Origin of the sequence: Actinokineospora xionganensis (genome assembly GCF_014323725.1) — a bacterium.
Taxonomy (GTDB): Bacteria; Actinomycetota; Actinomycetes; order Mycobacteriales; family Pseudonocardiaceae; genus Actinokineospora; species Actinokineospora xionganensis.
Map to the genome: position 1 here is coordinate 77,677 of NZ_JABVED010000006.1, position 19,553 is coordinate 97,229.

18 protein-coding genes and 1 pseudogene are annotated in these 19,553 nt (G+C 69.9%); 9 read left to right on the top strand and 10 right to left on the bottom strand.

Annotated elements, in window-relative coordinates; genetic code table 11:
- The first annotated feature begins 48 nt into the window (after positions 1-48).
- The gene (locus GPZ80_RS12465) at positions 49-570 is read left to right on the top strand and encodes a hypothetical protein (RefSeq protein WP_187220493.1); all 522 of its coding nucleotides are present in this window, start codon (positions 49-51) and stop codon (positions 568-570) included.
- Positions 571-664: 94 nt separating this feature from the next.
- Here the strand turns inward: GPZ80_RS12465 and GPZ80_RS12470 are convergent, their stop codons facing one another.
- From GPZ80_RS12470 to GPZ80_RS12480, 3 genes are all read right to left on the bottom strand, one after another.
- Entirely contained in the window at positions 665-1,090 is a 426-nt protein-coding gene (locus GPZ80_RS12470; RefSeq protein WP_187220685.1) for a protein-tyrosine phosphatase family protein, read from the bottom strand.
- Between the two features lie 73 nt (positions 1,091-1,163).
- Positions 1,164-1,346, bottom strand: coding sequence for a hypothetical protein (locus GPZ80_RS12475; protein ID WP_187220494.1), 183 nt, complete (start codon positions 1,344-1,346; stop codon positions 1,164-1,166).
- 316 nt (positions 1,347-1,662) lie between these two features.
- Complete coding sequence (locus GPZ80_RS12480; RefSeq protein ID WP_187220495.1) at positions 1,663-2,124, bottom strand: VOC family protein; 462 nt, start codon at positions 2,122-2,124, stop codon at positions 1,663-1,665.
- Between the two features lie 530 nt (positions 2,125-2,654).
- On the opposite strand from GPZ80_RS12480, the gene GPZ80_RS12485 reads away from it, so the two are divergent.
- Complete coding sequence (locus GPZ80_RS12485) at positions 2,655-3,287, top strand: peroxiredoxin (RefSeq protein ID WP_187220496.1); 633 nt, start codon at positions 2,655-2,657, stop codon at positions 3,285-3,287.
- Positions 3,288-3,423: 136 nt separating this feature from the next.
- Here the strand turns inward: GPZ80_RS12485 and GPZ80_RS12490 are convergent, their stop codons facing one another.
- On the bottom strand, positions 3,424-3,867 hold the full coding sequence (locus GPZ80_RS12490; RefSeq protein ID WP_187220497.1) for a hypothetical protein: 444 nt from the start codon (positions 3,865-3,867) through the stop codon (positions 3,424-3,426).
- A gap of 353 nt (positions 3,868-4,220) precedes the next feature.
- On the opposite strand from GPZ80_RS12490, the gene GPZ80_RS12495 reads away from it, so the two are divergent.
- From GPZ80_RS12495 to GPZ80_RS12520, 6 genes are all read left to right on the top strand, one after another.
- A complete protein-coding gene (locus GPZ80_RS12495) occupies positions 4,221-4,904 on the top strand; it encodes a sugar transferase (protein WP_187220498.1) in 684 nt (227 codons plus the stop codon).
- Complete coding sequence (locus tag GPZ80_RS12500; protein ID WP_187220499.1) at positions 4,901-6,589, top strand: WecB/TagA/CpsF family glycosyltransferase; 1,689 nt, start codon at positions 4,901-4,903, stop codon at positions 6,587-6,589. Before GPZ80_RS12495 ends, GPZ80_RS12500 begins: the two co-directional genes overlap by 4 nt.
- Before the next feature lie 79 nt (positions 6,590-6,668).
- Entirely contained in the window at positions 6,669-8,078 is a 1,410-nt protein-coding gene (locus tag GPZ80_RS12505; protein ID WP_187220500.1) for a tyrosine-protein kinase domain-containing protein, read from the top strand.
- Positions 8,075-9,433, top strand: coding sequence for an O-antigen ligase family protein (locus GPZ80_RS33690; RefSeq protein ID WP_187220501.1), 1,359 nt, complete (start codon positions 8,075-8,077; stop codon positions 9,431-9,433). Before GPZ80_RS12505 ends, GPZ80_RS33690 begins: the two co-directional genes overlap by 4 nt.
- On the top strand, positions 9,430-10,629 hold the full coding sequence (locus GPZ80_RS12515; RefSeq protein ID WP_187220502.1) for a glycosyltransferase: 1,200 nt from the start codon (positions 9,430-9,432) through the stop codon (positions 10,627-10,629). Before GPZ80_RS33690 ends, GPZ80_RS12515 begins: the two co-directional genes overlap by 4 nt.
- The gene (locus GPZ80_RS12520; protein WP_187220503.1) at positions 10,626-12,323 is read left to right on the top strand and encodes a right-handed parallel beta-helix repeat-containing protein; all 1,698 of its coding nucleotides are present in this window, start codon (positions 10,626-10,628) and stop codon (positions 12,321-12,323) included. Before GPZ80_RS12515 ends, GPZ80_RS12520 begins: the two co-directional genes overlap by 4 nt.
- On the opposite strand, the gene GPZ80_RS12525 is transcribed toward GPZ80_RS12520, so the two are convergent.
- The 3 genes from GPZ80_RS12525 to GPZ80_RS12535 are packed head-to-tail and all read right to left on the bottom strand — an operon-like array spanning position 12,258 to position 16,093.
- The gene (locus GPZ80_RS12525; RefSeq protein WP_187220504.1) at positions 12,258-13,580 is read right to left on the bottom strand and encodes a glycosyltransferase family 39 protein; all 1,323 of its coding nucleotides are present in this window, start codon (positions 13,578-13,580) and stop codon (positions 12,258-12,260) included. The two genes, GPZ80_RS12520 and GPZ80_RS12525, sit on opposite strands and share 66 nt — an antisense overlap.
- Positions 13,570-15,021, bottom strand: coding sequence for an oligosaccharide flippase family protein (locus GPZ80_RS12530; RefSeq protein ID WP_187220505.1), 1,452 nt, complete (start codon positions 15,019-15,021; stop codon positions 13,570-13,572). The genes GPZ80_RS12525 and GPZ80_RS12530 overlap by 11 nt, the downstream gene beginning before the upstream one ends.
- The gene (locus GPZ80_RS12535; RefSeq protein WP_187220506.1) at positions 15,008-16,093 is read right to left on the bottom strand and encodes a glycosyltransferase; all 1,086 of its coding nucleotides are present in this window, start codon (positions 16,091-16,093) and stop codon (positions 15,008-15,010) included. Before GPZ80_RS12535 ends, GPZ80_RS12530 begins: the two co-directional genes overlap by 14 nt.
- Positions 16,094-16,293: 200 nt before the next feature.
- Here GPZ80_RS12535 and GPZ80_RS12540 point away from each other — a divergent pair, with 200 nt between their 5' ends.
- Complete coding sequence (locus GPZ80_RS12540) at positions 16,294-17,157, top strand: class I SAM-dependent methyltransferase (RefSeq protein ID WP_187220507.1); 864 nt, start codon at positions 16,294-16,296, stop codon at positions 17,155-17,157.
- A gap of 62 nt (positions 17,158-17,219) precedes the next feature.
- On the opposite strand, the gene GPZ80_RS12545 is transcribed toward GPZ80_RS12540, so the two are convergent.
- The 3 genes and pseudogenes from GPZ80_RS12545 to GPZ80_RS34010 form a co-directional block, all read right to left on the bottom strand.
- Positions 17,220-18,230, bottom strand: coding sequence for an NAD-dependent epimerase/dehydratase family protein (locus GPZ80_RS12545; protein ID WP_187220508.1), 1,011 nt, complete (start codon positions 18,228-18,230; stop codon positions 17,220-17,222).
- Between the two features lie 288 nt (positions 18,231-18,518).
- Positions 18,519-19,196, bottom strand: a complete 678-nt coding sequence (locus GPZ80_RS32675; protein ID WP_187220509.1) for a bestrophin-like domain — start codon at positions 19,194-19,196, stop codon at positions 18,519-18,521.
- Between the two features lie 236 nt (positions 19,197-19,432).
- Positions 19,433-19,552 (bottom strand): annotated as a pseudogene (locus GPZ80_RS34010) (esterase-like activity of phytase family protein); the annotation flags it as partial.
- Between the last annotated feature and the right edge of the window lies 1 nt (position 19,553).

Consider the following 19,553-nt stretch of genomic DNA (forward strand, 5'->3'; position numbering starts at 1 on the left):
GCTCAGGGACCGACGGCCCCGACAGCAGACCCGAGTGTGGAGGCCACTGTGGTCGAGCACCGAACATCCGTCCACCAACGGTTCGCACCAGCGCACGACGCCCTGGTCAGAACGAGTTGCACGCCGCCACTGGGCCAACACCTGCGCATCGCCATGGACAAAGTGCTGGGCGAGCTGGCAGGCCCCACCGAACCCGACCGGGTGACCCTGCGCGAACTCGACGACCTGCTGGTGGCCGGGCTCGCGTGGGCGGCGGCCACCGGCGACACCTGCCGCATCCAGTCCGCCGTCCAGGCTGTGCGAGTGGCCCGAGAGAAGCTCGTCGGCGACGGCGACGGCGACGGCGTCGACCCGGCCGGGGCCAGGAGCGCGCTGCTCGCCGCTCGCGAGCGCCTCGGTCGCCCACCGGCCGAACGGCGTGGCGCTCCCGTCCCGCGCACCGAGACCGACACAGAACGCGACCTGTCTCGCCGATACCGGGCCGCCCACCCGCCCGAGCCGCCCGGGGAGGACACCGCTCCCACCGGCGATGGAGCCGACAAGGCGGCGCCCGCCCGGTCTCGCCCCTGACCGTCCATCGTGGATGGTGGCTCGGCGCGGCCGAGCTGCCCGGGGCCACCCAGGACGAAACGTCACGTGGGCAGGCGGCAGTGGCGTCGCTGGGTCAGCCGAATCGGGCGACGAATCGTTTCTGCCATGGGGTCTCGACGGCCCGGTGCGAGTAGTTCTCGCGCACGTAGGCGACAGCCTTGTCGGCCGGAACGCCGTCGAGGACGACAAGGCAGGACATCGCGGTGCCGGTTCGCCCGAAGCCGCCGCCGCAGGCGATCTCGACGCGTTCACCCTCAGCCCGCCTCAGCACTTCCCGCAAGGCGTCGGCGAAGGCCACGGGGTCCGACGGCAGCCAGAAGTCCTTCCACCGCACCCATCGGCTTTCCCAGTCGGGCTTGACGGGCTCTTTTCCCTGCAGGTAGATCCCGAACTCGGGCAGCCGACCCTCGGGAAGCGGGTTTCTCAGCCCCCGGCCGCGCACGAGCAATCCGGACGGAAGCCGCAGCAATCCGGGCGTGTCCGCGGCCCAGGTCTCCATCGTCACTCGACGTCCTTTCGATGCGTGGGTCGACTGTTTCACCGACTGGTCCTCGGGAGTTGTCGCGGAGACGTCACAGGCTCACCATCGGTGTATGACCAGGTACGTCGCCACGCGGCGCGAGGTCGAACAGGCGAAGGCTGTCATGACCGCCGTGCTTGCGGACTTCTGCTCCGCGTTCGAACGGCGTGACACCGATGCCGTGATACGCCTCGATACGCCTCGTCGGGTCGGACCCGGCGCTCATCGTCGTCACGTCCGAGGAGGCGATCCTCCGCGGTCCCGGAGAACTCAAGGCGTTCCTGCGCCGCTGCGAGCAGGGCGCCACCACCTACGCCTGGACCTGGGAACGCTACGACGCCAGGGTGTCCGGGCAGGTCGGCTGGCTGCTGGCGCAGGGCTGGGAGACCGCGACGGCCACCGACCACGCCGAACGCCACGCCTACCGCATGACAATGGCCTTCGAACAGCGCGGGAGCAGTGGATCCCCGTGCTGGTACACGGCTCGTCGCCGCACCAGCCGTAGGACTCGCCCGGCGTTTGCAGCCAACCGACAGGCCCGACTCACCGGGTCAGTCGAGGCAGAACTCGTTGCCCTCCGGGTCGGTCATCACGATCCACCCCAGGCCCATCGGCGGCTCCGGCTCGTGGCGGCGCACTCGCGTGGCCCCCAGCGCGACAAGGCGTTCGCACTCGGCCTCCAGCGCCGCCATCCGCTCCTCCCCCAGCAGACCGGGAGCCGCGCGGACATCGAGGTGGACCCTGTTTTTGCCTGCCTTGTCCTCGGGCACCTGCTGGAAGAACAGCCGCGGACCGTGTCCCTCCGGGTCCTCGACGGCCGATCGCGTGTTGCGCTGGTCCTCCGGCACGCCCACCCGGGCGAGGAACTCGTCCCACGCCGCCAGCGGGTCGGCTCCCTCGGGCAAGTCGACCCCAGGCGGGCCGGGGTGGTGGTAGCCCAGCACGTCGCGCCAGAACGAGGACAGCGCCCGCGGGTCGTGGGCGTCGAAGGTGATCTGGAGGTGGCGGCTCATCGGTTGCTCCGTTCTACGTCCATGGCCCCACCCTGACACACCTTGCGGACAGGTTCAGTCCGCTATCGCCGACGCGATCACGGGCTGCCGAACGGCGGCCGCGGCATGGACGATCGGCAGTCGGCGGGGCCGCGCGCGGATCGGTACCGTCCGGTCGTCAGTCTGCTTCACAGGGGTCGAGTGGCTCCGGCCGTGGTGCTCCGGCAGGCGGCTGCCGCTCGCGGCGTTCGCGCCTGCCGTCGTCCTGACCGTGCTCGACCCGCTGAGCCCGGTCGACCGCTACACCCTCGCCGTGGTGGTGACCGCCGCAACGTGATCACGTCTGTCCTCCACCGTCTCCCGTTTCCCTGTGGACAACGCTATGGCGGCGGCACAGGGCGACACATCGGGCGATCGACAGCAACGACACCCTGCCGATCGGCAGGGTCCGTCAGCGGCGGCCGTGTCTACAGGGTGGGATCGATCGCCTTCGGGCTGGGATCTCCCTAGACTCGCGGCGCAAATGTCCGGACATCATGGGAGGCCCGCTAGTGAGCCTGCAATTGGGTGACACCGCGCCTGACTTCACCGCCGACAGCACGGCCGGGGCGATCGAGTTCCACGCCTGGAAGAGCGGCAGCTGGGCTGTGCTGTTCAGCCACCCGGCCGACTTCACGCCGGTCTGCACCACCGAACTGGGCCGCGTCGCCCAGCTCAAGCAGGAGTGGGCCGCCCGCGACGCCAAGCCCATCGCGCTGTCGGTGGACTCGGTCGAGGACCACAACAAGTGGGTCCCGGACATCGACGAGGTCAACAAGACGACCGTCGACTACCCGATCGTGGCCGACCCGGACAAGAAGGTCGCGAACCTGTTCGGGATGATCCACCCGAACGCGGGCGACACGTCCTCGGTGCGGTCGGTCTTCATCATCGACCCGGCCGACAAGATCCGCCTCACCCTGACCTACCCGAAGAGCGTCGGCCGCAACTTCGACGAAATCCTGCGCTGCCTCGATGCCCTGCGCCTCACCGACCGAGCCACCGTGGCAACCCCGGTGGACTGGCGCGAAGGCGACCGGGTGATCGTCCCCCCGACCGTGTCCACCGAGGACGCCAAGGCGAAGTTCGGGGACGTCGAAGAGGTCAAGCCGTACCTGCGCTTCATCGCCCAGCCCGCGGGCTGAGCTGTCTGAAACGACCGGGCCCCGCCATCGGCGGGGCCCGTTTCGTGTGCGCCTGGACGTTGGTCGGAGATCTCGGGGACCCAGCCAGGCGTGAGCAGGCCACGGCGGGCGGGCTCAGCGCAGCGCAGGCGCGCGCTCAGCCAAGAACGGTCAGGTTGAAGGTTCCCGAGGCAGCGGCGGTGGCCGTGGCTGTTTCCGGGTAGTACACGCGCAGCGTGTAGGTGGCGGCGATGCTGAACGACACGCTCAGCCGGAAGCTGTAGTTGGGCCTGCAGGAGCCGGTGGAGACGTCGACCCAGGCTCCCGCCACCAGCCGCTGGACGACGATCAGTTCCAGTGAGCGGGCGTTGTTCTTCGGCAGTTCGAGTTTGCCGTCGATGCGGGCGTCGGCGTTGACCTTCACCTTCGTGTCGAGGAGTTTGGCGTTGACCTTCGCCTTGACCTTGTCCGCTGTGGCGTCGTGCTCGGCGGTCGCCGGTGCGGCCGGGGTGGCCGCGGCGGTCCCGGTCATCGGCACGAGCATGGCGCAACACAACATGAGCGCGGTGAGAAGTCGCGTGATGGGGGCGTGTTTCGTCATGTCCCAAGTGGACCTCACAGCGACGGCGAGCGCGCCGTGAGCCCCCCTTTCGGACAGGGACAAGCACCCAGCCGAGTTACCCCCACGGCAACGGCTCTTCACAGCGTGACCGCCCGGCCGCCGACTCGGCCGTCCCCGCTCTCTCGAAAGTAAGTGTGATTCACCGTAACCCCTGACGTATTTGACCGTTGAGTAGGTCGGTGCCCGCCCCCACAAGGGGCCGGTTCCAGCTGGGGGGTTACGTCCGAGGAGCGAACGTGACCGAGCCTGTATCAGCTATTCACGATGAGCCGCACTGGCCAGCCACACCAGCAAATCGCCTACTCGACCCGAGTTTTCGGCGTCGGGTGAACATGTTCCTCAAGTCCGCGATCGACCGTGTGGTGGGCGCGCTGCTCGCCGTCGTCGTCGTGCCGGTCGTGCTCGTGCTCGCCGCCGTGCTGGCGGCGAGGCTGCGCACATGGCCGTTCTTCGGACACCGCCGGGTCGGCAGACATGGCCAGGTGATGAGGTTTCCGAAGCTACGCACGCTGCGGCCCGACACCCATCCCTACACCCTGAAAGAGGGCGGCACGGTCATTGCCGCCGACCGCTTCTGTGCCTTCCTGCGGCGCAGGCATCTCGACGAGCTACCACAGGTGCTGTTGGTCCCCCTGGGCAAGCTGAGCCTGGTCGGACCGCGGCCGAAGATGCCTGAGCGATGGGAGCCAACCGATCCCGGCTACCGGACCGCGCGTCAACTCGTGCCGCAGGGCTGCACCGGTCTGTGGCAGATCGGTCGGCACGCGCACCAGATGGTGCACCACCGCCCGGCCTACGACTTCTGTTACCTGCAGTACGGGTCGATCCGGATGGACTTGTGGATCATGTGGCGAACGCTGCTGCTGTTCGTCACAGGTTCCACCGTCCGGCTCGACGACGTGCCCCGCTGGGTGATCGGCCGCGGCTGGGTGAGTGAACAGCACATCCGCGCCGTGGGTGGAGCGCGCTTCCTGGTCCCCCGCACGGCCATAGGATCGAAAGGACCCACCCGATGACGATCACCGATGAACGGATCGACGTGCTCGGCGTCGGCGTCGATGTCACCTCCATCCCACACGTACTGTCCACTATGGATGGCTGGATCGCGCGTGGCGAGCAGCACTACGTGTGCGTGACCAGCGTGCACGGGATCATGGAGGCGCAACAGGATCCCGACCTGCTGCGGATCCACAACGCCTCCGGGCTGACCGTGCCCGACGGCGCGCCGGTGCTGTGGGCAGGACGTTACGCGGGCGCTCGGGAGATGAGCCGGGTGCGCGGGCCCGACCTGCTGCCCGCCGTGGCCGAGCGGGCCGCGGCGCGCGGGTGGCGCGTCTATCTCTACGGGGGCGCTGAGGGCACGCCCGAACTGCTGGCCCAGCGACTGCGGGAGCGATTCCCCGGCCTGGTCGTCGCGGGCACGTACTCGCCCCCCTTCCGCCCGCTCACCGATGACGAGCAGGCCGACGTGGTCGCGAGGATCAACGGCAGCGGCGCAGACATCGTCATGGTGGGCCTGTCAACCCCCAAGCAGGAACGGTGGATGGACTGGGCCCGCGGCAAGCTCAGGGCGGCGGCGCTGTTCGGGTTCGGCGCCGCGTTCGACATCCATGCCGGGATCGCCACCCAGGCCCCGGATTGGATTCGGCCGACCGGCATGGAATGGCTTTACCGGCTACTCAAGGACCCGCGCCGACTCGGCCCGCGCTACCTGAAGAACAACCCGCGCTTCCTCGCCGCGATCCTGCGCCGACCGCCGCGCCCGGCCCGGCCCGCCGGGGTGCCCATGGCGTCACGAACAAAACGTGCCGCCTATCACGTGTTCGAGCGGCTGGAGCGGACCCGCGTACACGTGCTTCCCGCGCACTACTACTCCCCCGTCGCGGATCGGAGCTGGTTGCGCCACAACGAATCGCTCTGGCGAAGGCCCGCGACGCTGCCCGGCGTCGACTGGGACCTCGACGACCAACTCGGCTGGCTGCGCGAGGCGTGCGCGAACCACGTCGACGAGGTGCGCGGCTTCCCGTTCCTCAGCAGACTCGACCAACTGGGAATCCAGTTCAGGTACGGCCTGATCGAGGGCCAGGTGCTGCACTGCGTGGTGCGATCGCTGGCCCCCAGACGGATCGTGGAGATCGGCAGCGGAGCCTCCACGGCGTTGATGTCCGACGCCGTGCGGCGCAACGTGCGCGAGGGACGCGGAGCATCCGAGATCGTCGCGATCGACCCGTTCATGCCACCCGAGGTGAGCGGACTGCCGCATGTCGAGGTCCGCCGGATCCCCGCCCAGGACGTGCCCACGTCCTTCTTCGCCGACCTGCGCGAAGGCGACCTGCTGTTCATCGACTCCAGCCACGCCGTCAAGACGGGGTCGGAACTGAACCGGATCTACCTCGAACTGCTCCCCACGCTGCCGCCCGGCGTGCTGGTGCACATCCACGACATCTACCTGCCGTACCTGTACTCGCCGTGGGTGCTGGGCGACTTCTGGGACTGGCAGGAGACAGCGCTGCTCGCCGCGCTGCTGGTGCACAACCCCAGGCTGGAAGTGCTGTGCTGCCAGTCCGCCCTGCACCACGCGAAGCCCGCCGAAGTGGGCGAGGTGCTGGCCGACTACCGGCCGAGACCGATGACCGACGGCGTCGACGACCGCGGCTCGCAAGGACATTTCCCCTCCAGCCTGTGGCTGCGTTCGCGCTGATCACAGCACTTGCGGCGAACCCTGGAACCTGGACGACTCGGTGCACCGGGCACGGTGTGGAAGGCGGTGGGCGGGACTCATGACCCTCGAAGAGTTCACGGGGCTTCTCAAACGGCAGTGGCGGCTGATCGCCGCGACGGTGCTGGTCGGCGCGTTCGCCGCGATCGCGCTGGGACTCGTCGCGGGGCGCACCTACCGCGCCACCACGAACCTGGTCCTCACGCCGTCGGCGAACGCCGCGGCCGAGGCGGGAGCACGGTCGTCGGTGCTCATCTCCAGCAGCGGCATGGCCACCTACGCCCACCTCGCCACCTCAGTGGACGTCGCCGCCGCCGTCGTGGCCGAACTCGGCCTCGCCGAGTCGCCGAGCGACCTGAGCCGCCGACTTGCCGCCTCGGTGCCCGCCAACTCGTACCTGATCGATCTGTCCGCGACGGCGGACACCGCGGACGAGGCGGCGCGGATCGCCAACACCGCCGCGCGCCACGCGGCGGCCAAGGTCGGCGCCCTGTTCACCGAGGGACCATCGGGTTTCGTGCTCGCCGTGGCGACCAAAGCAGATCCGGCCACGGTCGTCGCGCCCAGCGTGCTCCGGCTCGTGCCCATCGGTGTCCTCATCGGACTGATGGTGGGGATCGGGCTCGCGATCGCCCGGGAGATCCTCGACCACCGCATCCGCGATGACGACGACCTTCGCCGTTCACTCGGGATCGAGCCACTGGCGCGGGTCGACCTGTCCGGTGCGGGCGATCACGACCGGTCCATGTTCGACACCAGAGGCTGGGACGAGGCGACTCTGGAATCGGTGCGCAGGCTGCGTACCACACTGCGGATGCGTCGAGACGCGCCGCGCACGATCCTTGTCGCCGGTGTCTCGGGCGGCGAGGGCGCCTCGCCGGTGGCGGCCCTGCTCGCCCGGGTCAGCGCGGCCTCAGGGGCGAAGACGCTGCTGGTCGAATGCGACCTGCGGGCGCCCACGGTCAACGCGCGGCTCGGGCTGACCGGGCGGCTGGGCCTAAGCGACTTCCTGAGCGGGCGGGCCGCGCTCGGCGACATCCTGATCGACGCCTCCGCCAAGGTCAGCAGCCCGACCCGACGGCCGACTTGGCCCGGCGAGCAACCGGACTCGTGCGTGCTCGGCGTGGTCGCGGCCGGGTCGGCGTCGCGCCAGCCGGGTGAGCTGCTCGGCGGCACCCGGCTCCGCGAGTTCCTGGAGACCGTCGCACCGTTCTACGACACGGTCATCTTCGACGGCGCGGCCGTGCTTCGGTACGCCGACTCCGTGGCCGTGTCCACCGTCGTCGAGGCGACTGTGCTCGTCGCGGCCGTCGGCCGGACCCCGCGCCGCGACATAGACCGGGCCATCACCCAGCTCGACGCCGTCGGCGCCGATGTCGCCGGGGTGGTGCTCGCCTCCACCGGGCCCCGCGGCCGCGGTTCGGCACCGGTCGGAGGTGGCGCGGCGGCCGGGGTCGAAGGGCAGTCGTGATCCACCGTGCGGGCACCCTGGACGGGCTGTCGGGTCTGCACAGCACAGTCGGGCCAGCACACGACCGGCTGCAGCGGTACGGGCCGTTCGCGCTGGTGTTGTTCCTGCTGGCGACGTCGAAGTGGGGCAGCTACCTGCCCACGGGCCACGCGCCCTACATCGCCGACATCGTGCTCGCGGTCCTGCTCGCGGACCGTGTGCTCGGAGCGGCCGCGCACCGCGGGTACCGGGCGCCGCGCGACACCTCGCTGAGCATCGCCGCGGCAGCGCTGCTCACCGTGTCGACCTGCTGGTTCATCCTGGGGCCGTGGGATCTGCACGCACTGCGCGACGCGGCACCCTATCTCTATGTCGTCGTGGTGTTCCTCGTTCTCGTCCCCGCCGACTCCGCGACGCGCACCATGTCGCGGATGATCGACGTGGCGCTGGTCTTCCACGCCGTGTGGTGCACGGTGTCCCTGCTGGGGCCGGGGCTCATCGACGCGATGCCCAGGCTGGGCGGTGAACTGCCGCTGTTCAGCAACCGCGGCGACTTCGACGGCATGGTCAGCGGCCTGCTCGCCGGGCTCGCGCTCTACCGGCTGCTCGCCGGCCGGGCGATCGTGTTCAACCTGGTCCTGCTCGGGTCGAGCGTCGGGCTGACACTGGCCTTGGGCTCACGCGGAGGTCTGCTCTCGCTGGTGACGGCGCTGATCGTGGGCGCCGTGGTGGGACACGGCAGACGGGACGGCGGCCACGACGCCCGGCGATGGCCGATCGCGCTGCTCCTTCTGGTCGTGCCCGCCTCGGTTCCCTTCGCCGCGCAGGGCCAGGCGTTCGAGCGGCTCTCGGCGAGCGTGGCGAACCTGTGGACGCCGACCGAGGACGTCGCCGGCGCGCAGGGCACCGCGAGAGCGCGCTACGAGACCTGGCAGCTGTTGGTCGCCTGGGTGCGCGAGGACCCGGTGCGCGACGTAGTGGGAGTCGGGTTCGGCCCGAACATCCTGGTCGACTCGAAAGCCGACGTGACCCTGTTCGGCGGCGGGATCGACGTCGTGCGCTCGCCGCACAACTACCTGGTGGGCACTTGGGCTCGGCTGGGCCTGATCGGCCTCGCGATCGCGCTGGCGCTCACCCTCATCGGGTGGCGGCTGGCGTACCGGGTCGCCTCCCGCGGGCGGGCCCGGCTCAGCGATGCCGACGTCCTCGCGATCCTGCTCGTGGTGACCGTGCCGCTGGTGGCGTTCGTCGGCGTGGTGCTCGAATCGCCGTTCGGCGCGATCCCGTACTTCTGGGCGCTCGCCCACCTCGGTGCGCTCGCCCGGACAGGCGCGTTCACCACTCGCACCGCCGGGTCCCTCCGGAGGGCCGGGTGAGGGTGCTCCAGATCCACAACCGCTACGCGACTCCCGGCGGCGAGGACCGCGTCGCCGACGACGAGGCCGCCCTGCTGGCCGCCGCGGGCCACGAGGTCGTCCGGGTGCGCGGCGACAACCCCGGCGGAGGCGCGGCAGCCGTGGCGACACTGGCGGGCGCGGTGTGGAATCCTCGGCGGTTCCACGACATCCGAGCACTGGTGCGCGCTGATCGACCGGACGTGGCGCATGTCCACAACACGTGGTTCGGCCTCTCGCCATCCACTGTGGACGCCTTGCACGCTGAAGGCGTGCCGGTCGTGATGACACTGCACAACTACCGATTGTTATGTGCCAACGGTTTGCTGTACCGCGACGGCGCGCCGTGCACGGACTGCCTGGGAGCCAAGCCATGGCCCGCGGTCACGCACCGGTGCTACCGCGGATCGGCGGCCCAGTCGGCGGTCGCGGCGGCGACGATCGCGGCGAGCAGACACCGCGGCACGTGGCGCCGGGTCACCCGGTTCATCGCTCCGTCGGAGTCGATCAAGGCGATCCATGTCGACGCGGGCTTCGATCCCGCGCGGATCATCGTCAAACCCCACGGTGTCCCCGATCCGGGTCCGCGGCCCACGCCGCCCGGACACTCGTCGACGGTCCTGTCCGTGGGCAGGCTCTCGGCCGAGAAGGGCCTGGAAACGCTGCTGGCGGCGTGGCGGACGGCCGCGACATCCCTCGGCGACCAGAAGTTGGTCATCGTCGGCGACGGTCCGCTGCGACAGCGCTTGGAGCAGAACGCGCCACCGCGCACCAGCTTCACCGGCTGGGTGTCGCCCGCACGGCTCTCCGAACTGATGCTGTCCTCTCGGGCCCTGGTCTTCCCGACGCGGTGGTACGAGACTTTCGGCCGGGTCGCCGTGGAGGCCATGGCGGCGGGGATGCCGGTGCTGGCCTCGGACATCTCCGGCCCGGCGGAGATCGCCGGGCGACTCGGGCCCGAATGGCTTGTCCCGCCCGGCGACGAACAGGCCTGGGCCACCGCGCTCGGCAGGCTCACCGACGGCCCCTCAATCACCGCGGCGGGCGCGAAGGGGCGCGCCATCTTCGAGCGCGAGTACGGCGAAGCAGGCGGCCTGCGGGCATTGCTCGACGCGTACAGCGAGGCGACAACGGCGGCAAGGGCCAAGACCCAGTGGACGAAAGGGAGTCGCCCGTGATTCGAGTCCGGTCCTGGGGTGCCGTCGCGAGCGCCGTGGCCGCCCTCGCCACAACCGCGGCCGCGGCCGATACGGACCCACTGTCGGTCGATCCGTCCGGCGACCCGACCGGCGTGGTCGACACCGCCGCGGTACAGCGGGCACTCGACCTCGCCGGTCAGGTCGGCGGGACCGTCCGGTTCGGATCGGGAACATTCCACATCGCCCGACCGCTGACCCTGACGGTCGCGCGGGACACGCCGCTCGTGCGGCTTGTCGGCCAAGGCCGGGACGCGACGGTTCTCGCCAGCGTGCAGGAGCCGACCACCCTGCCCGACATGACGCCCGTGGTGCGGCTGGACAGTTCGACGAAGATGGGGCTGCCGGGGCCGACAATCGAGATGTCCGGGCTGGCCATCGACGGACGCGAGAACGGCCGGGTGTCCGACGGCATCAAGGCCTGGGGCGGGACCGGCCTGCGGCTGCACGACTTGGCGGTGCGCAACCTCGCCGTGTCGGCGACCATGCCCGGCGTGGTGGGGATCCGGCTCGGCGACACCCACGACAGCGTCATCGAGAACACCCACATCAGCCACATCGCCCCGGACTCCCGTTACGCGGTGGGGATCCAGGCGCGGTCGGGATCGTCGGACCTCGACATCGTCGGGAGCACGGTGGACCACGTCGGGGCGTCCGGGATCAACTGCGCCAACGAGGCCACGGCTGGCAGCCGGAACATCTCCGTGCGAGGCAACACGGTAACCAACGCGGCGATGTCGGGCATCGGTTTCGGGATCGAGCTCTACCGCAACTGCGACGATTCCACCGTCGAGGACAACGGCCGGGTTGATCACGGGATCAGCGCCGTCGAGTCCGACCGGGTCGCCATCCGGCGCAACATCGTCCAGGGCGGCGAGTACGGCATCGAGACCGGCGGGGTCGGACGCGGCGACATCGTGGTCGCCGACAACACCACCACCCGCTCGACCCTCGGTCTGGTGCTGCAGGACACCACGCACGCCTCGGTGCTGCGCAACCGTTTCGTCGACTCGCGGACCTATGGGGGCTGGCTCAAGCAGAACACCCGCGTGCACGTGTCCGGCTCCGGCTGCGGGGACACCCGGTGCGGTTTCGTCCATAGTGGATCAGCGAGCGGCTTGTGCGAGGTGGGCCTGCGACCATCCGCCGCGCTGTACGTCGAGAGAGACCGGTACCTGACGCTCGACGGCCTGACCCTCGCCCAGCCCGGTGGGTATGGGATCAGCTTCACCGGGTCCGACCACGGCGGCTCGGATTTCCTGAGCGTGGTCGGCAACACCTTCCACGACAACGACTGCGGGCCGATCAGCCAGTGGCTCGCGCCGACCGAGGTCGAGTGGTCGGTCAACGAGGGTGCGACTTTCCCGTGTGCGCCACCGGGAGCCTTCGACTGCCGCACGATCGGCGACTGGCAGGCCCGACCGACGCCGGGCGCCGCGATCGCCGTCGCGCCCACCGTGAAGGCGGGGCAGCCCGTGACCTACCGGGTCCGGGCCGGGGCCGACACCGTCTGGCAGCTGATCGACCTCGGTGTGGGGTCGCCCAGGTCCGCGGGTGCGGCCGAGACGAGCGGAACCGTCGTGTTCCCGAAGCGGGGCCGCTATCAGGTCTCAGTCGTCGTCTGGGACTCGTACGGCAGATCCGGTCTGACCTCGACCATGGTTCGCGTGAACTGAACCGCGGGCCAAGCTCAGCGCTCCCGAGGCGGCCACGACGATCAGTAGGGCGTCGAGCGGAAGCCGCAGCCTGATTCGGATGAAGTACACCGCGAGGACGGCGACCAACATCACCACCAGCCCGAGCAGCAGCTTCTCCTCAGCGCCCAATCGGCGGCGAGCCAGAAGAACCCGGAGAACGGCGAGTCCCAGCACCGGGTAGAACGTCAGGGCCGAAAGCAAGCTGGTCAGCACGCCGGGCCGGTACTCTGTGGACAACGCGTCCGCGTAGGCGAAGGCCCGCGCCACCTTCTCGACATAGAGCCGGGCCGCGTCGCCAGGATGCCCGCGGACCCATTCCCAGGCGCTCACCGTGTAGAACCGGTCGGCCTCGACCTCGTCGAGGCCGTCGTCGAGCACCACCGCGTAGTACGGCCCGATGTCGCCTGCGGACCCCGTCCGCGCCGTCACCCGCTCACTGTTGCCCAACAGGAGGTTGACGCCGCCGTTCGTCGATGCGGGCACGAAAGCGCCCAGCACGACGGCGTTGCGCACCGTCCACACGCAGGCGAGCGTTATCGCCAGCAGCAACACACCCGCGAGCGCGCGGTTTCGAGCCGCCCGTCCCAGCGCCCGCCGGTGGCTCCAGGCGAGCCACACCACGGTGAGCGGGACCGCCAGGGCGAAGACCGGCAAGGTCAGCGCCAACAGCCCGCCCGTCAGCCCGGCCGCCGCCACCCACCGACCCCGCCGGGATTCGTCCACCGCACGAAACGCCGACTCAAGGAACCCCAGCAACAGAGCCATCGCGGGAATCTGCGGGTACAGCGTGGTCGCGGTGAAGACGAACAGCGGGTAAGCCGCCACACCCACCGCCGCGAGCGCTCCCGCGGCCGGGGAATGGATACGGCGGCCGAGCAGCGAGGCCAGCCACACCGACACCCCGAGGGCGGCGACACCGACGAAGCGCATCGCCACGATGGAGCCGTCAGTCAGCAACGACACCGGGGCGAGGAGAAACGGCAGCCCCGGCGGCCGGTACGCGAGTCCCGGCGGGCGCACCGCGACGGAGTACTCGGTGAGCACGTAGCCATGCCCGGAGGCCACCGACCGGGCCAGGGCGACGTATTCGCGCTCGTCCTGGAAGCGGAGCGCGTCGCCCACGGCCAGCGCGAATCCGCCCGCGAGCAGGACCGCGCCCGCGACGGCGGCAAGGACGATCGCCCGCGCGTGCCGGTCCCACCAACCGACCAGGCGTACCCACCGGTCACCGGGCACGGCGGCCCCGTCTCGGTCGCACCCCCGGAAGAACCAAGCCCACCGTGGGGAAGCCGCGCAGCATCTCGGCGCCGAGAACGACCGTGAGCCAGGTGAACCCGAGCAGCCCAGGTGCGGCGGGGAATCCCGTGTGGACAGCGGCCAAGGCGCCGCACAGCACGAGACCGACCGCCCCCTCCTGGGTCAGCGGCGCCCGCCACCCGGTCGTCAGGTCCCCGCGGGCGAGCCAGGCCAGCGCCGCGCACTGGACCGTCATCGCCGCGACCAGCCCGCAGGCCGTGCCCACACCACCCAGGGCGGCCGTCGCCGTCGGGATCGCCGCGGTGGCGACCACGGCACCCGCGCCGACCCCGCGCAGGACATCGCCGCGCCTGCCCGCGGCCAGCAGCACCTGGGTGGCGAGGCTGTTGAAGCACAGCACGGGAAAGAGCAGCGCTAGCACCCGCAGCACGGTGGCCGACTCGTCGAACCGTTCGTCGTAGAGGGCGGCGACGATCTGCGGCGCGAACGCGGCGACCAGTGCGCCCGCCGCGAGCGAGAGCCGCAGGGCGATCGCCAGCGCCCGACCGCTGAACTCGCCCAGCCGCCGGTCGCTCTCGGCGTGCCTGCGCACCATCTCCGGGTAGAGCGCGTTGGCGATCACCAGCGCCGCGACCACGGCGATCACCATCAGCCGCGCCGCCGCCGCGTAGACACCGACATCGTGGCTGGAGCGCAGCACACCCAACACCACGGTGTCGATCATGAGCGAGTAGTGCACGATGGCGAGCGCGCCGAGAATCGGCAGACCCGCGCGGAGTGTGCCCCGGACAGCGGCGATGCTGGTCGACGCGAACGCGATCCGCTTGCCGCGGGCGAGGATCGCCAGTGACAGCGCGGAACCCGCCAACTGGCCGAGCCACATCGTCATGATCACCCAGACCGGATCCCGAGTGGACAGGACAAGCGCGACCGCCGCCCCGGCGGCCACGGCCTGGGTGACGAGTTTGACGATCGCGGCCGAGCGCATCCACTCCAGCGACTGCAGCGCGTACACCGTGCTGAGCGCCTGGGCCAGGGCGACCGGCGCCGCGGCCAGGATCAGCGTCGACGTGTCACCCGGAAACGGCGCCGCGAAGGCGACCGCGGCCAGCACGGCCGTGGCGACCAGTGCGAGCAGCACCTGGGCGACCAGCGTCTGGACGAGCAGCCGCGGGAGGTCGTGTGGGCGCCGGACGATCTCCCGCTGGGTCCACAGGGTCAGCCCGCCGTCGCCGAGGGCGGCGAGGTAGAGCACGACCGCCTGCGCGAGCGCGAGCGCGCCGAAGCTCTCCGGCCCGACGACCCGTGCCACCACGATCATGGCGACGAAGGACAGGCCGCGACCGACCACCTCCGCGGCGCCCAGCGACACGACGTAGCCGCGCAGCCTGCTCGTCGTCGTGGCTTCAGGCGCGGACACCGAGCACCGCCGAAATCTGATCCAGGTAACTCGGCACGATGTCGGCCCAGTCGAAGTGCTTCGCCACGAACGCGCGACCGCGCTCGGAGTACGCCGCGCCGCGGCCGGGGAACTCGGCGAGCGCGGCGGCCAACGCGTCCTGGTCGAGGCTCGTGACCACGGCGGCGTCCTCGGCGGCGAGGTAAGGCGCGGGGTTGATCCGGTCCGACACCAGGCAGGGCACGCCGAGCGCGAGGTTCTCCGCGACCGTGATCGGGATGCTGTCCCAGTTGGACGGTTGGACGAACCCGGCGCAGCCGAGCACGAAGTCCCGCTTCCGGGCGCCGAAGATCGGCCCCGCCACCGTGACGTGGTCAGCGAGGCCGAGTTCGGCGACGAGTTCCCTCGTGCGCCCGAACCCGCCCTCATAGTCGATGCCGTGCATACGCAGCGGGGGTCTGCGCCCGGCGGGCAGTACCGCCAGCGCCCGCAGCATCAGTTCCAGTCCCTTGTGCGCCACGGCGTACCGGCCGTACCAGGCGAGGTAGTCGCCGCCCGGCTGCCACCGGTCCTCGGGCAGTTCGAAGCCCATCGGGGCCACGACGGACCGCACGGACGGTTCGAGCAGGCGCGCGTGCGCGGCCTCGGCGGGGAAGAACGCGTGCACCGCGGCCGCGGAGCGCAACACCGCCGACTCGAGCGCACGGCGTGGCGCCCGCGGCGGCTTGAGGTGGTTGATCCAGGCCGGGTCGTAGACCCCGTGCGGGATGACCACGTACGGCACACCAGCGTGGCGCGCGGCCCTGGCGGCGACGAGGTTCGCGATGAACCAGGCTTCGTTGAGCACCAGGACGTCGGTGTCGCGCAGCGCGGCGGCCAGGTCGACCGGGACCAGCGTCGGCCTGCCGCGACCGACATGGCGCACCGCGCGCAGATCGGCGTCGCCGTAGCGCGGTTCGGTCGGTGGTCGGCCCGCGTGCAGCACCGCGACTTCGTGGCCCGCCGCGAGCAGCGCCCGGACCCACGCCGCGATTGCGGCGACGACACCGGAGTGACCGCCGGTAGCACCCGGGTAATAGAAAGCGAATCTCATGGGTGATCCTCGCTCATGCGGCTATTCGCGGCCTTGGAAACTCCAGGCGGTGATTTCGACGAAATGATCAGCACATTTGCCTCATGGTCGTCCCGCGACTCGGGACACGGGAACGAATTCCGTATCGACACCCGGCGCGCGTCGTTGCGTATCGATGTAGCCGAAGAGCGGAGCAGTCCGCGGGAATTGCGGGAGAGCTGATGGTGATGACCGAATCCGGTGACAAGCCGACCACCCCGGAACTGGCCAGGGCGGCCGTTTCCGCGGACAGCGGTCGCGACGCGCTGCCGTCGGGCACGTGGAACCTTCTCCGCGACCGGCTGCGTGCCAACGACCCGATCTGGCTCGGCTTCCACGTCCTCAACCGGGCGTCGGCCAAGATCAGCCGTTACTTCGACGGGAAGGCACGGGCCCGGGAACGCGCCAAGGACCTGCCCGGGGTGAACACGCGGGAATACAACCGGCTGCTGTGGACCAACTACGACTGGTCGCACTCCGGCGAGGAGTGGACGCCGACGCCGCAGTGGCGGCGGTCGATGGTCGACGAGGTCATGCTCGCCCTCATGCCGGACCAGCCCACCGCTCTGGAGATCGGCCCCGGTGGCGGCCGGTGGACCGTGGAACTGCAGCCCCGGGTGGAGTCGCTGGTCGTCGCGGACATCAGCCCCCGCGCCATCGAACTGTGCCAGGAGCGGCTCGGCGCGGCCGCGAACGTGTCTTACCTGGTCACCGATGGCAGGAGTCTCACCGGGGTGGCCGACGGGGCGATCGACTTCGTGTGGTCGTTCGACGTCTTCCTGCACATCGCGCCGGTCGACCAGAAGGGCTACATCGCCGAACTCGCCCGGGTGATGCGGCCCGGCGCGGTCGCGGTCATCCACCACCCGGGCGACGGCGGCTCGATGGAGGGCTGGCGCTCGGCCATGACCGCACAGATGTTCGCGGACCTGGTGCGCGAGCGAGGACTGCGGGTCGTGCGCCAGTTCACCGCATGGGGATCCGATGGGCGGCATGCGCTGCCCAACAGCGGCGACGTCATCACCGTGTTCGACAAGCCGGCCTGAGCGCCCAAGGGCTGTGCCGCCGACCCCCGCGGGGCCGGCGGCACAGCCCTTGCGTCGGCGGTTCAGCGCACGTCCCCGACCGAGGCACACCCACGCAGCCGTTCGGCGACCTGGTCCTCAATCCACGAGTACGTGCGCTCGAGCCCCTCCCGCAGGCCGATCGAGGGCTCCCAGTCGAACTCCTTGCGGATGAGGGTGTTGTCGCTGCACCGCCCGCGCACGCCCTGCGGCGCGTCGAGCAGGTGCCGCCTGCGGAGCCGGACACCGGCGACTCCCTCGACGATGTCGACCATCTCGTTGATCGTCACCAGTTCGGAGCTACCCAGGTTGAGCGGGTCCGCGAAGTCGCCGTCGGTGATCTTCAAGGTGCCTGCGACGCAGTCGTCGACGTACATGAAACTGCGGGTTTGCTCGCCGTCGCCCCAGATCTCGATCTCATGGTCGCCGGTCAGCTTCGCCATGGCGACCTTGCGGCAGATCGCCGCGGGCGCCTTCTCCCGACCACCGTCCCACGTGCCGTGCGGCCCATACACGTTGTGGTAGCGGGCGACTTTGGTGCTCAGCCCGTAGTCCTCGCGGAAGTGCCGAGCCATCCGTTCGGTGAACAACTTCTCCCAGCCGTAGCCGTCCTCCGGCAGGGCCGGGTAGGCGTCCTCCTCCACCAGGAAAGGGTCATCGGGCCTGCCCTGTTTGTCCGCCGCGTACACGCACGCGGAAGACGAGTAGAAGAACCGCTCGACACCGGCGTCACGCGCCGCGACGAGCATGTGGGTGCTGATGAGGACCGACAGCATGCACTCGGCCTTGTTGTTCTCGATGAAGCCGATTCCGCCCATGTCGGCAGCGAGGTTGTAGACGGTGTCGACCCCGTCCACCGCGACGTGGCAATCCGCGGGCAGCGAGAGGTCCAGCCGCCAATTCTCCGCTTCGGAATGATATTGATCCCATTCATGAATGGGCTTCACATCCACCGCGCGAACAGATTTTCCTTGATCCAGCAAAGCTCGGACAAGATGACCACCGATGAACCCACCGGCGCCGGTGATAAGGACGTGCGATCCGTTGCGGCGCACCCCGACTCCTATCGATCAACCCCTGTTCTGCAAGACGCGAACAAAGCCCTGATCGAGGGCTTTTCTATACATGTGAACGACGGTAACACCGACGAGGTTACGGTCGAGTTCGCGGAAGTTTCGGCCATGTCCAGCACACTGGGGCGGCCTCCGACACGTGGGGCGGCTAGCCCGCCGCCACCTTCCGGCCCAGGTCGTCACAGGGGACCCGCCCCTCGCCGTAGGCCGCCACGAAGTCCTCGGTGATGTCGTCCGCGGTGAGCGACATCGATTCCGAGCTGACCGTGATCAGCCCGGCGAACGGCCGGTCGACGTCGCGGATGAGCAGCTGGACAACGTGAGCAGGGCGGTCAGCACCGTCAGGGTGACGATCTCGGCCCGGTTTCGCCGCCGGGGCAACGAGAACGCGAACGCGGCCGCCATCACCATCAGGGTGACCGACATGAACCAGTAAACGACATCCGGAATGGCCGGGGTGGACTCCGCGAGCCGTTGCCGGCGGCCGCTTGAGCGCTCCTTGTCCGCTTCGACAAGCATCTCGAACGGGGCGCTTTCGATTTCCATCTCCTTGAAGGCCGCCCGCAGGTCGGCGGTCCACACTGGCCTCGACGACGACTTCCCGTCCGCCATCGCGGGCCACTGCAGCGACCGCACCGCTTTGGCATAGCAGACGGCGTCCGCCTGGATGCGCTCGCGGTTGGCGGCGGGGGCGTACTCGGCGACCTCGAAGCGGTGGTCGACCATCTTCGCTTCCATCCCGGCCGCGTCCTCCACCTCACCGAACGACTCGGACGCGGCCACCAGCACGAAGGCGAGCACCAGCACCGCCAGCGTCTCCAGTGGACTGAGCAGATCGCGGACCGTGGTGCCCTCCGCGTCCGGGCCGACGACGCGGTCGCGGACGAACCGGTTGGCCAGCAGCCCCGCGACGAGCGCGACGAGTACCGCGACAACGGTGACAACCACGATCCAGCCCTCCGGCGATCGATCTGATCGGCGCCTCTGGACCAGAATCGTGTTTGTCTACAGGGAAAGCAGCTCAAGTTTCCCGATCTCCACACCCTTTCGCCGAATCGAGTAACCCCGGCACGCACGGTCAGCGGACCGCGAGCGCGACGAAGCGGGTGGCCTCGCCCCGCCAGAAAGTTGTCGAGCTGGGACAGCGCAAGGTCGTCGAAGTCCAACACGAGAGGCTTTCGCAGGGGCGTGATGTCGGCCCCGGCAGACGATTCCAGGTCCTTGACGTCCGTCGCCCGCTGAGTAGCCACTTCTAACAATTTGACGTTGTAGCCGAATCCGTTGGCGTAGCCGCGTTCGAGCACC